The sequence below is a fragment of the Planctomycetota bacterium genome, from assembly GCA_016207825.1.
Lineage (GTDB): Bacteria > Planctomycetota > MHYJ01 > JACQXL01 > JACQZI01 > JACQZI01.
On the sequence record JACQZI010000031.1, the window covers coordinates 1 to 14,899 of the forward strand.

Below are 14,899 nucleotides of genomic sequence, written 5' to 3' on the forward strand. Positions count from 1 at the left end.
AGTTAAGGTTTAAGGGTAACATAATGAATCTGTTTAAGTTTGTTAGCAGAGGTTATCGGAAAGAAAAAGCCATAGCGTAGAGGTAAAACAGCTAATAAACCGAAAGAAGAAACTTATAAAAATTATTCAACAGAGCAGGGTGCCCCCGAAGTAAAACGGAGTGGGGTGACTTAAATGTGATTTTCAGTGGTTAGGACTATAGTCCTATACCATAAAAATAATATGAAATCGGCCTGGTTAAACGAGATAACGGAAACCCTTTCAAAAGGCGCTTCCTGCCAACTGGGCGGGCTGTGGGGCTCCTCTTACGCATACATATTATCAGAAGCCTTAAGCCGCCTGCCCGAAGGGAAAAAACCCAAAACGCTTCTGGTCGTCTTGCCGACTATAGAAGAAGCAGAGCTTGCCGGAGATGATTTCGCCTCGTTCATGGGGAAAGGAAAATATGCCTTAGAACTATTCCCTTTCAGCGAGACGGGCGATATCTCAACCGAGCCGGAAGTATTCAGCCGTAGATTGCAGGTTGCCTCAAAATTAATCTCCGGAACTCTTCCCGAAACGATTATTATCGCTTCCGTCCAGGCATTGGCGCAAATGATTCCCTCCCCCAAAACGTTGCTGCGGGATTTTATCACCCTGAAAACCGGCGAGAGTTTCAATGCGGATAAAATCTCCGCCCGCCTGATTGACGAAGGCTTTACGCGGCAATCCGAAGTAACCGCGCCGGGCGAGTTCTCCGTCCGCGGCGGCATTATCGATATATTCTCTCCGGACAGCTCTACTCCGGTCCGCATCGAACTCTCCGGTGACAAAATAGAATCCCTGCGCGCCTTCAGCCCGGATGACCAAAGCTCGCGCGAGGCGATGGATGAAATAAAGCTGTGCCTCAATAAGCTGGAACAGGCAGAAAGTTATCTCGTTGATTATCTGCCCAAGAACACTTTAATCGCCGTCAAGGAGCCGTCTCTGGTTTATGAGCATCTTGCGCCGCAGGGAGAAGAAATAGTAAAAAAGATACAATCATATCAACATATAAGCTTTCAAACCTTACCAACTGTTGAAGGGGCAAACTTCCAGATAACCTCTCTCCAGCGCTTTAACGGCGGCTTGACCGGCATTGCCGGCGAACTGGAAACGCTCATCCAAAAAGGTTTAGCGCTCACCATCTTCTGCCAGAACAAGGCCGAAGTCAGCCGCCTGCACGAGCTCCTGCCGCGCGGGGAAAAAGATATCGAGATTAAAACCGGACGGCTCAACGCCGGATTTATCTTCCCGGAAATATCCCGCGCCTTTATCAGCTACAACGAGCTCTTTAACCGCTACCATAAACCGCGCCGCTTCCGTTCATCAAAGGAAGCCGATAAGGCAAAAGCAGATCTGCTTGAACCCTTTCTGGATTTGGAAAAAGGAGATTTTGTCGTCCACCTGAAATACGGCATCGGACGCTTTAAAGGAATCGAACAGCTCGATAAAAACGGGTATCTCCACGAATACCTGGTGATAGAATACCAGGACCGCGCCAAAATCTATGTCCCGGTCCATCAGGCGGACATGGTGGAAAAATATATTGCCGGAACCGACCGTCCGCCGCAGCTTTCGCGCCTGGGCACGGACCAGTGGGATATCCGCAAGGAACGGGTCAAGACCGCGATTTCCCATTTCGCCCGCGAGTTGTTGGAAATACAGGCGCTGCGCGAAACACAGAAAGGCATCGCCTTTCCGCCGGATACCGAATGGCAGAATGAATTCGAGGCGGCCTTCCCTTACGAAGAAACACCCGACCAGCTCCAGACCAACGAAATAATCAAAGAGGATATGAAATCATCACAGCCCATGGACCGGCTTATCTGCGGGGATGTCGGCTACGGCAAGACCGAACTTGCCATACGCGCCGCCTTCAAAGCCGCCGCGGCCGGTTACCAGGTGGCCGTGCTCGTCCCGACCACCATTCTCGCCCAGCAGCATTACCAGACCTTCCGCGAGCGTATGGCGGATTATCCGGTCCGGGTAGAAATGATTTCCCGCTTCCGGAGCAAATCCGAACAGCAGAAAATTATCGCGGATGTCCGGGAAGGCACGGTTGATATCATCATCGGCACTCACCGGCTGGTCCAGCCGGATATCGAATTTAAGAACCTCGGGCTGATTGTAATAGACGAGGAACAGCGCTTCGGGGTGGAACACAAGGAACGCCTGAGGAAACTCAAGGCGCTGGTCGATGCCCTGACCCTGACCGCCACGCCGATTCCCCGGACGCTCCATATGTCCCTCTTGGGCATCCGCGATATTTCCACTCTTGCCACTCCGCCCCTTGACCGCCGCGCGGTCGTTACCCAGATTATCCCCTTTGATGAATCCATTGTCCGTATGGCAATCACACGCGAGTTGAAGCGCGAAGGCCAAATCTATTTCGTCCATAACCGCATCTATGATATCGAAAAGATTGCCGACCGGATAAAGGCAATCGTGCCGGGCGCGCGCGTGGCTGTTGGCCACGGGCAATTGCCGGAGGCGGAACTGGAAGAAACCATGAAGAAGTTTATCGAGGGCGAAACCGATATCCTCGTTTCCACCAACATCATTGAGTCGGGGCTGGATATCCCGCGGGTCAATACCATCTTTATCCACAATGCGGATAATTTCGGCCTGGCGGATTTACACCAATTAAGGGGGCGTGTCGGAAGATACAAGCACCAGGCGTATGCTTATTTGATTGCCTCTCCCAAAGTATCAACCGGTGACGCCACCAAACGCCTGAAGGCAATCACGGAGTTTAACGAACTCGGCGCCGGGTTTAAGATTGCACTGCGCGATATGGAAATACGGGGCGTGGGGAATATCCTGGGGCGCGAACAGCACGGGCATATCGCCTCGGTCGGCTACGACCTCTATTGCAAACTGCTCGAGCAATCCGTAAAAATGCTCAAGGGCGCGAAAACCGGGCAGGAAGTGAAATCCTCCTCCCCCGCGGAAACGAGCATAGAGTTAAGGTTGAATGCTTATTTACCGGTTGATTATGTCACCTCGGAAAAGCAGAGGATGAAGCTCTACCGCAAAATCAGCCGTATCTCCGGTGTCGGGGCAGCGAACGAAATACGCAATGAACTTAAAGACCGCTTTGGAACGAGCATACCGCCGGAAATCGAAAACCTGCTGGAACTGGCTCATATAAAAATACTGGCTCAAAGACATTCTATAGTATCCATTGTCCAGATCGAAGAACCCAAGAGCCAGCTTATCTTACATTATATGGACAGCGCCAAGGCGAAGAAGCTAAAGAACAAAAACCGTGAAGTCGTGAGGATTGTTGACAATGACACGATGCATATAAACCTGCCGCCAAAGATTGCGGACGAGCCCGATAAGCTTCTTGAATTTGTTAAGAAGGTGCTCTCGTAAACAGTGATAACGCTATTATATGATGCATATAACATGTTGCTTTATATTTAATATAATGTATAGTCCGGTATCATTTATATTTGATGCGCATGAAAAAACAATCGGACAAATTGTAATTTCTATTGACAAATTGTCCGGGTTACTATTTAAGAATGACACCTCCCAGTTATAAACCACCTAATTCGGGGAACAATTTAATTTTATGCTAATATTTTGCAAAATGACCGGCAGACGGTCAAATCACATGGTATCAAAAATGCGTCTCGATATTTAACCGGTTTAAAAAGCGGTTTATTTCCATGAAGAGGGGCGATTCAATGTAAGAGAATTATCGACTTTTATAACGTCATCAAACTGACAGGTTGCTAAATGCTTTGTTTTTATCTTCATGTGAAAATCAGCCACCTGTTTTAATTCCTCGGCTCTTCTGCCGATTGGTATAACAACTCCGATTCTTTTTGCCGGGAATTTTTTCTTAATACTCGCTATTGCGGGAATTAAATCACTATCACCGGAAATTATTAGTGCCGTATCCCATGTATCATCTATTGCTGTTTGGAAAAGATTTATCGCAATATTTACATCCGTTCTCTTTTCTCTAAAAGTATTATAAGATTTATGGCAAACCGGACAGGTTAAATCTATATATCGAAATACGCCTAAAATCGGTTTTACATTAACAAATTGCAATGCTTTTACATAAGTTTGATGCCTGTTTAACTTATCTTTATTCCAAGTTGAATAAGCGGTGAAATAATAGATCTCAATGATTTCGGTGTTTTTGGGATTTATGAAACAAGCGGCTAATTTTGCAAGATTTAACCATTTATATTTATAAAAAAATGGGCGAGCGTTTAAAGAATGGTAAAGATTAAATCCATCAATAAAAACGGTGACTCTATTCATTTTGATATCTAATCAAAAAAAAACCCGAACCCACAAGGAGTTCGGGGCCAACAAGATATTACATCTTATTGGGATGATCGTTAGCCATATATTAATACAAGGGGTTTCCTAAGTCAAGCTTTTAGCGTTTTTTACTCTTGTTATTTTATCGGATATTTCCCCTGCTTTCTACACTAATACTATAACTTTTAAACGGCAGATTGTCAACGGAAATTTTTACCGCGCCAGACAAGCTTTTGGAATTGGCAAAAAATATACTTCCGTAAAAAACAATTGGAAAAATTGTCCGGCGGTTGAAAAATCAATGTTTTCCTCATGTATCCCACCGCAGTTGCTCCACAGCCGCCCCTGAGTCGCTCTTGGTATCTTCCGGATACGCTCTATAGCCCTTCCGGAATACGCCCATATATCTGCCGGAATGCGTTCCTGTCCTTACCTGAATGCCTCTATGTACTTACCGGAATGTATTCCCACTCCATCCGGAATAGCTGCACAATCTTAAGGGAATAGTGCCGGACTATTACCGCCTCATATACGGAATATTAAAGGAGCACGGCCTGATACTCACCGGAGCATCTCTATAGCCGCTCCTCCACATGCCCGGTACCGTACCCCCTCCCCCCCGGTATCATTTTTAAGGGGAAATTCGTAATATATTGACTTTTGATATATGAATCCTATTATAATTAGGTTTGAGATAATAGGTTTTACCCCTAAAAAAGGGTTTTAGTGCTAAAGGCGTAGACTATTTATACAGGAACTGTTGCTTTAGGTTACATAAATAGTTGTCTATGAAGACAGAAACGGTTGTTAAAACGCCCTTTAAACGAATTATATGAGCCCTAAACGAGTAATAATAGTCCTTCCTCCTTCGGAATATACCAGGTTAAAGGATTATATGATTAACCTCAGCATACAGGGAAAATGGAAAGAACGGCGGCGGGCAGAAGCGGTTATTAAGGCAAGCGACGGATTTTCCGTCCCGCAAATCGCCGAAATAACAAAATCGAATAAACGCTCGATTTACCGCTGGATGAAAAACTATCAGGACAAAGGCATATACGGATTATACCGGGCGATTTATCATATCAAATTAACCGACGTGCAGGTGGAAGAACTGCTGAAAACAAGCAACTGGGCCGCGGTGAAAAACCGCAAGACTCTTAAAAAATTCCGCGATCGGTGGACTTTCCGCGAGATGTCCGAATGGGTAAAAAATAAATGGGGTATCAAGATTTCTCCGGAAGCGGTAAGGAAGATGACCTACCGCCAGTTAAAACCGTGGCTTCCCACCCCGCGCAAAAGAGCTGAAATTGATACAAAACCGCCGCTGGAAAAGAAGTAAGCCACAGAAGAACACTGAAGCACACAGAAAAGCACAGAAAACCGCGGATTGAACAGATTTAGCGGATTATTTATTCTGGATTTTTATCTTTGTACGCCTTATTAAGCAAACCGGACATTAAATCCCTTAGTTCATTACATTCATATCTCTTGGAAAGCTTACCATATAATAATTCAGCGCCCTTATCTCCATGTACTATCAGTTTTGCATCAGCCTCATTGTTTGAATTACCCGTAAAGAAATATACCGTACCCAACAAGCACATACACCAACCTTTTGAAGGATACGATTGCTTAAGAGTCCCCCAGAGATTATTAAGCGCTAATTCATCAGTAATTGTAACGGCAACATTCGAACCGACACTGCTTTCGCTTCCTTGTAATACTATTTTTGTTATCTTATTCCGAGATATGTCATTAGATTCCAAATAATCTGCTATTGATGATGCTTTTATAGAATCATTAGTCTGACAAGACCCAGCTAATATCGCTCCAATTAGCATCAATACGATTAATAAACATTTCTTCATCTTTTTCCTCCTGTTTTCATGGTCTGCTTAGCTTTAAGACATATAATCGCTTGATTAAGATACTGATAAGCAATATTAAGCCAAAAACACCACCTTCAATCAAATATTCCTGCATATTATTCCAGGTGGACCAGTCGTTAGTTGACGCCCAATGGAATAGCGGAATGGGAAAGTGTATCCTTAGCGATGAAAAGGGCCAGAATGGATTTAAGCCATTGCCCTGATTATATAATGTATCAATCCCCAAGTGGGATAAAATACACAGCCAGTTAAAGAGGAAGAGCCTGCCCAAAGAGAACTCCCTGAAAAAGGATGCCAGCCTTTCAACCGGAATAAGCAAGGCGGTAACGATTGATAAAACGAGTAATGAGTGGGAAAAGTAATAAAGCTCGTGCCCCCAATAAGGGAAATTGGAATCGGGCAGGTTTCCCAAGATAGCCGCTATGATAATAACCGGAATCAGTTTCTTCCCTGATATTTGAGAAGGAACTATCAGGATGCCGACCGACGCCCCCATCAAACCATGTCCGACGAGTGTCATATTTTTCTTATTATTTTCACCGCGGAGACGCAAAGGACGCTGAGTTAGTATCAGGAGCTTTTTTATTAAGCAGCTTCTTCACTATTAAATAAACAATTAAAACCGCTAAGGAATATATTAAAACGTCTAATATTAATCCCGGGAAATTAATTGCCCAATCAACATCGCCGTATCCGTAGCACAAACACGGATAAATAATAACACTGAGCGGATATCCTCTTACTGATGAGGTACATATATCTTCCTCATGATAAAACAGGGTTAATCCTGTAATAACGAATCCGATTAAAACGATTGTGATTAATGCCTTTTTCATTTCATCAGTGCGATAATCTTTTGGGATGAATCAGGATTTCCTAAGGTTTTGCTCGCCTCCGCCATTTTGCTTAATGTTGGTTCGTCAAGTAATACTTTCTCAATGATGTGTTTCAGCTTGTCGGGTGAGAGGTCTTTTTGCTCGATAAGAATACTAGCATTTTGGTTCGTCATGCCTAACGCGTTGTAATACTGATGATTCTCCGCGGCGTAGGGGAAGGGAACCAAAACCGCCGGAAGTCCAAGCGCGGTCAGCTCAGCAATGGTAATACCACCCGAGCGCGCCAGCACCAAATCAGCCGCGCTGTAAACCGTGCTCATATCCTCGGTAAACGGGGAAAGATGATAGGATAAACCATCACATTTACTATACGCCTCTTTAAGCGCGGGATAATCCTTTTCTCCGCATAGATGTATAAGGGCGATTCTGTCTTTATATGATTTCACGAGGTCGATATTATCAAGGATGAACCTGTTGATAGCCTCTGCCCCCTGACTCCCGCCGATTATGGCAAGGGTTTTACGGGAAGGGTTAATCCCGAGTTTCGAAGCGGCGTCGCGCCGAGCTATCCTCTTTATCTCATCCCGGACCGGGCTTCCGGTAAGCCGCGCCCGTAAGGGATTTGCCAGATGCCTTGCCGAACCTTTCCACTGGCAGGCGACATATCTCGCCCAGGCGGAAAAGCGCCTCGTAACCTTACCCGGCAGGACGTTCTGCTCAAGAAGGATAATCGGAATCCCGCGCATCTTGGCGACCAGGAGCGTGGAAAAAGAGCCATATCCGCCCAGTCCGATGACGCAATCCGGATTAAATCTGCTCATAATCCGGTATGCGGTGTTTACGGATTTAATCAGCTTAAAGATAAATAACGGGGAGGCGCTCAGGCGAGGAGAAGAGACTATTTTATAATCAAATTGATATCGCGCGAGCTGTTTGGCGTCAAAGGGGCGGTCGGTGCAGAGAAACAGCGTTTCGTTTTTAGTTGTCAGTTGTTTGTCCTTACGGGAAAGGGATTGGGCTAAGGCGATACCGGGAAAGAGGTGTCCGCCTGTTCCGCCGCCGGCAATAACTATTTTCATAAAAGAAGTTAGTTGTTAGTGGTTAGTTGTTAGTTGATAGTTGTTAGAATATTATAAATCTGATTACTGACCACTAACCACTGACTACTTTTTCCGCAGGCGCCGGTTTCTTCTCCGTCTGCTTGGCTATATTAAGGAGTATGCCCACTCCGCACATGGTGGCAAGGATTGCCGAGCCGCCGTAACTGATAAAGGGCATGCCCATCCCCTTGGTCGGCATGGAGGCGGTGACCACGGCAAGATTAAGCAATGCCTGCAGGGTGATAATCAAGGTGATTCCCAAACTCAATAGCGCGGCAAAGTTATCCGTAGATTTCCTAAAGACCTGCCATCCTTTCCAGAAGATGAGGAAGAACAGGAACATGATAAACATAATGCCGATAAACCCGAATTCCTCCCCGATGATTGCCATTATGAAATCCGTATGCTGCTGAGGGAGGTAAAAGAGTTTCTGCTTGGAAAGGCCGATGCCGGCCCCGTTAAAGCCGCCCGCGCCCAGCCCGATAAGCGCCTGGTTTATCTGGTAGCCCTTGCCGCCCGGGTCTGCCGTCGGGTCAAGGAAGGTCGTGCAGCGGTCCACGACATGCGGGAAAAAGACGAACGCCGCGATTGCCCCTAAGACGACGACGGAAGCGACTATCGGAACGGTGTGCATAAGCTTCGCCCCGCCGACGAATATGAGGATGCTGGCGATTATGACCAGAAACGCGGTCGTCCCGATATCAGGCTCGACCATGATTAATCCCAAGACCACTCCGATGATGATAAGGAGCGGAAGCAGGCCCTTTTTAAAGTCGCGCAGCCGCTCCGGGTCCTTGCTGATAAACGCGGCGATGAATATGATAAGCCCGAACTTGACGAACTCCGAGGGCTGGAATCCGACCGGACCTATTTTTATCCAGCGGTGCGCCCCGTAATAATATCTGCCGACGCCCGGGACAAATACCGCCACCAAGAGCCCGGCCGTTACGAGGAGCATGATAAAGCTGATTTTGGAATAGAATTGGTACGGGATTTCCTTGATTAAGAGCATCGCCACGATGGAAATGAGCACCCAGGTCAGGTGTTTATTGAAGAAGAAATATCCGTTGGAGAATGACGAGGTGCGCTCGGCAAGGAAGAAACTGCTGGAATAGACCATGACCACGCCGATACAGATAAGCGCAAGCACCGCGCACAGGAGCACCCGCCGGTTTTTCAGCATAGATTTTATATAGTATTCAGCTTAATCCCTGCCCGCCGCAGGCAGGCGTGTACAAACAACACTATTTATATTATCGTTAAAAGACCTCTATCTTCAACAGGGCAATACTCAAAAGCGCCAGAATCGCCGCGACAATCCAGAAGCGGACGGTTATTTTCGGCTCCGCCCATCCGGCAAACTGGAAGTGATGGTGTAAAGGAGCTATCTTAAAGACGCGTTTGCCCCATCCGCGGAAGGAGATGACCTGGATGATGACAGAGAGCGTTTCTATGACGAATATCGCGCCGACCAGGAATAGCAATAATTCCTGCTTGGCGCAGACGGCGATAAATCCTAAGGCGCCCCCAAGCGCGACCGCGCCGGTATCGCCCATAAAGACCTCGGCCGGATGGGAATTGAACCAGAGGAAACCCATTGCCGCGCCGACTAGGGCGGCACTGAAAACGGTCACTTCCCCCACGCCCGGGACATAGGGAATTCCCAAATATCCCGAATAGTCAACACGGCCGACGACGTAGACCATGATGGTGTAACCCAGAACCGCCATGCTCAGGCATCCTATAGCCAGGCCGTCTAATCCATCCGTAAGATTGACCGCGTTGGAACTCGCCGTGATGACCAGCGCCACGAATATCGGATAGAACCAGCCTAATTCGATGGTGGTCTTGAATAATGGAATATAAAGTTTGGTCGCGTCCGGGAGATGCGTCCGGAAATAATACCATAGGCCGAAACCGACGGCCAGGCCCAAGAGCATCTGGCTGAAAAACTTGGTGGATTTGGTGATGCCGTGCTGCTTGGCGGCGGTCAGCTTGACGTAATCATCGATGAAGCCGATTAACCCGAGGCCGGTCGTCAAGAGTATCGCGTAGACGACGAAGATATTATTGAGGCGGCCGAAGAGGAGCGTCGCCCCGATTAGCCCCAGGAGTATGATGATTCCGCCCATGGTCGGGGTGGAGGATTTGCCTTCGTGCAGTTTTACCAGAAGTTCGGAATCCTTTTTCTCCGTGCGTTCGGCGATTTTCTTTGCTTTAAGCACCCGGATAATCATGGGCGCGACTATCAGGCACAGGACAAAGGCGAACATGGCGGCGAATGCCGAACGGAAAGTGATGTATTTGAACTGCTCGAAAATGGGGGAAATCAAACGATATAACATAAAATTACTTCCTCTTTAGGGCATGTTTGGCCCTTTTTAGCGTTTCTTCTAATCCGACAGCGCGCGAGCCTTTTAATAAGACCAGGTCGCCTTTTTTTAGGTAGCTCCCGAGGTAATCGCCTGCCTGGGCGGCCGAGGAGAAATAGGATAAAACAATCTTACCCGTCCTGGGGAATTTCTCATAAATCCGCTGGGCGGTTATCCGTGTTTCTTCTCCGACGGCAAGGACGGCATCAGGCTTAGCGGAAATTATTTCATCCGCGATTTGGGCGTGGTATTTTTTGGAATAAGCGCCCAGTTCATTCATCGAGCCGAAGACCAGAATCTTGCGCCCTTTGGCATCAATTGATTTCATTTCGTGGATGGCGGCCGCGGCCGACTGCGGATTGGAATTATAGGCGTCGTTTATGAATGTCACGCCGCCGGCGGATTCCTTTTCCATGCGCATTGCCGGTAGGTGAAAACTCTTCAGGGCGTTTACAGCCCTTTTAATATCGATGCCGAGCGCGCGGACGGTTGCCAGGGCGGCCATGGCGTTTGAGATATTGCACGCGCCCATAACCGGCAGATACCCGTGGTACTTACCGAAGGTAAAACGGAAACCGCCTGACGAAGCCACAGCCCGAGCGGAAGGGATAGTTACAGTTTTATATAGCGCCTTTTTAAGATACGGCGCGAGCAGTTTGTTATTGGGCAGGATGATTGCGATGCCGTTTTTGCCGAGCGATTTTAGGAGCGATGCCTTTTCGCGCGCGACTGCTTTCAGGCTGCCGAGGCCGTCCAGATGGCTTGCCCCGATATTCGTGATAACGGCGATATCCGGCCGGATTATCCCGGCAAGATAGGCAATCTCGCCCGGATGGTTGGTGCCTACTTCAAATATGGCGTATTTATGGAAAGCGTCTATCGAGAACATGGTTACCGGAACGCCGACGGCATTATTAAAACTCTTGGGGGAGCGGACGGTTTCACACCCACACGTGGAAAGGATGTGGTAAATCATTTCCTTGGTCGTGGTCTTGCCGTTACTGCCGGTAATGGCGATTATTCTGGCGCCGACCAGCCTGCGGTAAAAGCGGGCGATATCTCCCAGCGCGCGGGTGGTATCGGAAACCTTGATAACCGGCACCTTTGCCGGGAGGCGAGCCGGTTTTACTGATACGATAATGGAAGAAGCTTTTCCTTTTTCCGCCTGAGGGATGAATTTATGGCCGTCGAAATTGGCGCCTTTCAGTGCGACGAATAAATCGCCCTTTTTAAGGGAGCGGGTATCCGTGGAAATACGCCTGACAAGCAGACCATTTACTTTGATATTCCGGTTAAGCAGATTGCCCCGTGTGCACGAAATAATATCGGCCAGGCGTAATGCGCGCATAGATTTTTTTATCGGTTAAATATGGTCAAAACTGAAGAAAGTTAGGGGACGCATTTCAAGGGAGGAATCATCTCCCGGAAGACAGCCATTTGACCAGCCCGCACGATTGGCAACCCTCGAATCCGCGGGCGCAGAAATCGCGGTAAATCTGGATTAATGCCTGCTGCTGGAAGGCGGTCCGGCTGAATTCACGGCTTGATTTCGCCTTGTCCGCAAACAGGCGGTATTGCATGAATTTGGTGATGTAGTTTTCAGGGAGAGGCGGATATGTCTTGAGCCTTTGGACTAATGATTCGGCCAGCTTCTTATTTTCCGTTTCACGCGCATAAAGGATGAGAATCGGGATAATCACGTTTACCTCTATGGTTTGAATCGTGCCGGCGCCGACCAGCGCCATGGGCTTTTTCAGGGTCTTTCCGCCGAAAGTCGCGTGGCGCAGCCAGTAATCGTTATCCTTAGTATTAAAATATTCCTTGAGCCGGGAAAGCGGATTAGGGTTTTCATAACACCTAAGAAGCGTGTTAAGCAGACCGTCTTGGAGGCAGCCGGCGAGGAAACGGCTCATTCCGGCAATCCTCCGCGCGGGGTAATTCGCGGGCCTGGTGCCTTTGAGATTCCAGAAGACAAACGGTCTATCCGGAAGCGATACCTGACAATATGCCCTATGGAGTTCGGAAAGATATTGGTTGGTTTCTTTATCATACTCCGCTTTCGAGGGCGGAACCAGATTGGCCTGATATAAAAAGATTGCCTGTAATATAAGGGGCGCCTCTTTTGCCTCCAGTCCGGATAATATTTTCCTGAGCAGGCTTAAAGGAACGGACTCGGCAAGCTTAATGAAAGGCAAGTAATTTTTATGATAACCGAGCGCGCCTATGATGCCTTCGTATAATATTTCGTCGTAGCCAACATCTTTACGTTTCAGGCGGAATGCGTTTGCCTTATTGTATAATCTCTCTTCACCCGCTTTTTCCAGGAATCGTTCGAACGGCTCTTTAAAAGACGGGTTGAGGCAAAGGCGGCTGCAAGCGCCGACTCCGCCGAAACGGGCGTTCTTTTCGCTGTAGTGGCTCATTTCCAAGAAATGGTCGATTTCCTCAAATTCCTTTTCCAGCAAAGGCGCCAGTATCAGCTGCGGAACCTTTTTCCCGCCGGAGGTGACAACAAATTTCTTATCGGAATCCAGCCAGCCGGCGACATGGAGAATCACTTTATTGTAACGGGAATCCTTCTCGTGCTTATGGCGGAACCAGTCCGAGGAATAAAGATGGATTTCGATATCGCCTTTTATCATGTTATTATCCAGCTGAATCAGCGCCTCCTTGAAATCCGGGCCGTCCGATTTATTCCAGAATCCGGGAAAGCCAACCGATACATTTTTCCCGTCAATCGTTTTCATGGCAAGGCTTTTAAGGGACTGTTCCGCCCAAAGGTGATGGAGATGCTGCTCGTTGATTTGTTCCTGTGGCGCGTCGTGTATTAAAAGCGGCTTTGGAGGAGAGTTTTTTGCCTTAGAATAATTTCCTGCCGAATTCATAATAGTTTACGGCGGAATATGGCCTTCCTGCCTGAGATAATAAAGTATTTCATCAAGCACCATCCGCGGCCTTTTATTAGCAGTGTTGATGACGCAATCGCAGGCGCGGTGGTAATAGTGGTAGCGGAATTCCAGAAGCTTCTTTATTTCCTGGCGCAGCTCCATATCGGTCAGCCTGGGGCGCTGGGTCCTGGTTTTATCGTCAGCCATAATCCGGTCATATATCGTATCCGCATCGGCTTCCAGTAGGAAAATGACGCCGCGGCGCTTGAGGTTTTTGTAGTTTTTGTATTTCATAATCGCCCCGCCGCCCACGGCGATTACGCGCGAATCATATTTGGAAAGCTCGTTGATTAAGTCGGATTCAAGCATCCGGAAAAGGCTTTCATGGCCCTGCTGGAACATTTCGGTTATGGTAAACCCGAAACGCTTTTCAATCAGCTCGTCCGCGTCCATGAATTCGAGAAGCAGTTTATTGGCGAGCAGCTTTCCCACGGTCGTCTTGCCCGTCGCCCGGAAACCGATAAGGACCAGATTCATAAATTTCCTTTAAAGAGACCGGACAATTCTTTTGCCCTGGGTCTTGACAACGTGCCTTTTGCCAGCCCGAGTTTTATCGTTTCTTTGCCGGCTATTATATAAAAAGGAAGATACTCTGGCAAGGTTAATTTTATCGCCCGGATATGCTCTTTTATGGTATTGACATCACCCCGCGCAATCGGACCGGTCAACGCATCGGTCAACCCGATTTTGTTGATATTATTTACCGCCCCGTTGACTAAAGGCATCAGAGCGGGCAATGCCTTATCTTTCGGGAATCCGGCTTTCTTGAGGAATTCCCGCGCCAGGTAAACCAATGTTACTAGGTAATTAGAGGCGATTACGCCTGCGGAGTGATAAAGGGGTTTTAGCTTTTTATCGATACGGACAGGAACGCCGCCCATCGCCTTGATTAAATGGACGAGTCTGCTGCGCACGGAGGGAGAATCGGCTTCATAAGAGCAAAACGTTCCCTTAAAGAACCTGACGGCTTCAGCCGGAGAGGCAATCGTCTGCAGGGGATGAATCGTCCCTGCTTTAACCCCGGTTTTACCGTTTTTCAGGATATCAGAGGAAAAATTACCGCTGCAATGGATGATTACGGCATTACGCTTGAAAGCATTTTTGGAAGAAAGATATTGGAAAACTGATTTGATATTATCGTCTGGAACAGTGATAAAAACTATATCGCCCTGTGAAGCCGCTTTTAAAATATCGGTTGACGCATGAGCTTCTCCGCCGATAAAACGGGCGGCTTTTTGTGTTTGGTTTTTATTACGACTGAATACGGCAACAACCCGGTAACGCCCTGATTTCTGTAATAACCTGCCGATAGTCTGCCCGGATTTACCCACACCGATGATTGAAACGGTAATTTTACCGGACATAGTTGTATATGTAAAAACGTGTTATGTAAATATTAAATTAAAAACCTCCGTCACGGCCGTATGGAAGCCTCTAGAAGAA

Annotated in this window: 12 protein-coding genes; 2 read left to right on the forward strand and 10 right to left on the reverse strand. The window is 47.6% G+C overall.

Annotated features, from left to right (window positions below):
• Positions 1–222 precede the first annotated feature (222 nt).
• Positions 223–3,399, forward strand: a complete 3,177-nt coding sequence (mfd, locus tag HY811_10875) for a transcription-repair coupling factor (protein ID MBI4835301.1) — start codon at positions 223–225, stop codon at positions 3,397–3,399.
• A gap of 291 nt (positions 3,400–3,690) precedes the next feature.
• On the opposite strand, the gene HY811_10880 is transcribed toward mfd, so the two are convergent.
• Positions 3,691–4,305, reverse strand: a complete 615-nt coding sequence (locus HY811_10880; protein MBI4835302.1) for an NYN domain-containing protein — start codon at positions 4,303–4,305, stop codon at positions 3,691–3,693.
• Positions 4,306–5,140: 835 nt separating this feature from the next.
• Here HY811_10880 and HY811_10885 point away from each other — a divergent pair.
• Positions 5,141–5,650, forward strand: coding sequence for a helix-turn-helix domain-containing protein (locus HY811_10885; protein ID MBI4835303.1), 510 nt, complete (start codon positions 5,141–5,143; stop codon positions 5,648–5,650).
• Positions 5,651–5,720: 70 nt separating this feature from the next.
• Here the strand turns inward: HY811_10885 and HY811_10890 are convergent, their stop codons facing one another.
• The 9 genes from HY811_10890 to HY811_10930 form a co-directional block, all read right to left on the reverse strand.
• Positions 5,721–6,179 carry a hypothetical protein gene (locus HY811_10890; GenBank protein MBI4835304.1) on the reverse strand — a complete coding sequence of 153 codons (459 nt, stop codon included), beginning with the start codon at positions 6,177–6,179 and terminating at the stop codon, positions 5,721–5,723.
• A gap of 16 nt (positions 6,180–6,195) precedes the next feature.
• Positions 6,196–6,720 carry a metal-dependent hydrolase gene (locus HY811_10895; GenBank protein ID MBI4835305.1) on the reverse strand — a complete coding sequence of 175 codons (525 nt, stop codon included), beginning with the start codon at positions 6,718–6,720 and terminating at the stop codon, positions 6,196–6,198.
• A 312-nt stretch (positions 6,721–7,032) separates the two neighbouring features.
• Complete coding sequence (murG, locus tag HY811_10900) at positions 7,033–8,115, reverse strand: undecaprenyldiphospho-muramoylpentapeptide beta-N-acetylglucosaminyltransferase (GenBank protein MBI4835306.1); 1,083 nt, start codon at positions 8,113–8,115, stop codon at positions 7,033–7,035.
• A gap of 73 nt (positions 8,116–8,188) precedes the next feature.
• Complete coding sequence (gene ftsW, locus HY811_10905; GenBank protein MBI4835307.1) at positions 8,189–9,319, reverse strand: putative lipid II flippase FtsW; 1,131 nt, start codon at positions 9,317–9,319, stop codon at positions 8,189–8,191.
• Positions 9,320–9,395: 76 nt separating this feature from the next.
• Complete coding sequence (gene mraY, locus HY811_10910) at positions 9,396–10,481, reverse strand: phospho-N-acetylmuramoyl-pentapeptide-transferase (protein ID MBI4835308.1); 1,086 nt, start codon at positions 10,479–10,481, stop codon at positions 9,396–9,398.
• Positions 10,482–10,485: 4 nt separating this feature from the next.
• Complete coding sequence (murF, locus tag HY811_10915) at positions 10,486–11,856, reverse strand: UDP-N-acetylmuramoyl-tripeptide--D-alanyl-D-alanine ligase (GenBank protein ID MBI4835309.1); 1,371 nt, start codon at positions 11,854–11,856, stop codon at positions 10,486–10,488.
• 67 nt (positions 11,857–11,923) lie between these two features.
• Positions 11,924–13,393 (reverse strand): DUF2851 family protein, encoded by a 1,470-nt coding sequence (locus HY811_10920; GenBank protein MBI4835310.1) that lies wholly within the window; start codon positions 13,391–13,393, stop codon positions 11,924–11,926.
• Between the two features lie 6 nt (positions 13,394–13,399).
• A complete protein-coding gene (locus tag HY811_10925; protein ID MBI4835311.1) occupies positions 13,400–13,933 on the reverse strand; it encodes a shikimate kinase in 534 nt (177 codons plus the stop codon).
• Positions 13,930–14,820, reverse strand: coding sequence for a DUF2520 domain-containing protein (locus tag HY811_10930; GenBank protein ID MBI4835312.1), 891 nt, complete (start codon positions 14,818–14,820; stop codon positions 13,930–13,932). The genes HY811_10925 and HY811_10930 overlap by 4 nt, the downstream gene beginning before the upstream one ends.
• Between the last annotated feature and the right edge of the window lie 79 nt (positions 14,821–14,899).

Coding starts and splice junctions, on each gene's coding strand:
- mfd (MBI4835301.1), top strand. CDS start 223: ATGAAATCGGCCTGGTTAAACGAGATAACGGAAACCCTTTCAAAAGGC.
- HY811_10880 (MBI4835302.1), bottom strand. CDS start 4,305: ATGAATAGAGTCACCGTTTTTATTGATGGATTTAATCTTTACCATTCT.
- HY811_10885 (MBI4835303.1), top strand. CDS start 5,141: ATGAGCCCTAAACGAGTAATAATAGTCCTTCCTCCTTCGGAATATACC.
- HY811_10890 (MBI4835304.1), bottom strand. CDS start 6,179: ATGAAGAAATGTTTATTAATCGTATTGATGCTAATTGGAGCGATATTA.
- HY811_10895 (MBI4835305.1), bottom strand. CDS start 6,720: ATGACACTCGTCGGACATGGTTTGATGGGGGCGTCGGTCGGCATCCTG.
- murG (MBI4835306.1), bottom strand. CDS start 8,115: ATGAAAATAGTTATTGCCGGCGGCGGAACAGGCGGACACCTCTTTCCC.
- ftsW (MBI4835307.1), bottom strand. CDS start 9,319: ATGCTGAAAAACCGGCGGGTGCTCCTGTGCGCGGTGCTTGCGCTTATC.
- mraY (MBI4835308.1), bottom strand. CDS start 10,481: ATGTTATATCGTTTGATTTCCCCCATTTTCGAGCAGTTCAAATACATC.
- murF (MBI4835309.1), bottom strand. CDS start 11,856: ATGCGCGCATTACGCCTGGCCGATATTATTTCGTGCACACGGGGCAAT.
- HY811_10920 (MBI4835310.1), bottom strand. CDS start 13,393: ATGAATTCGGCAGGAAATTATTCTAAGGCAAAAAACTCTCCTCCAAAG.
- HY811_10925 (MBI4835311.1), bottom strand. CDS start 13,933: ATGAATCTGGTCCTTATCGGTTTCCGGGCGACGGGCAAGACGACCGTG.
- HY811_10930 (MBI4835312.1), bottom strand. CDS start 14,820: ATGTCCGGTAAAATTACCGTTTCAATCATCGGTGTGGGTAAATCCGGG.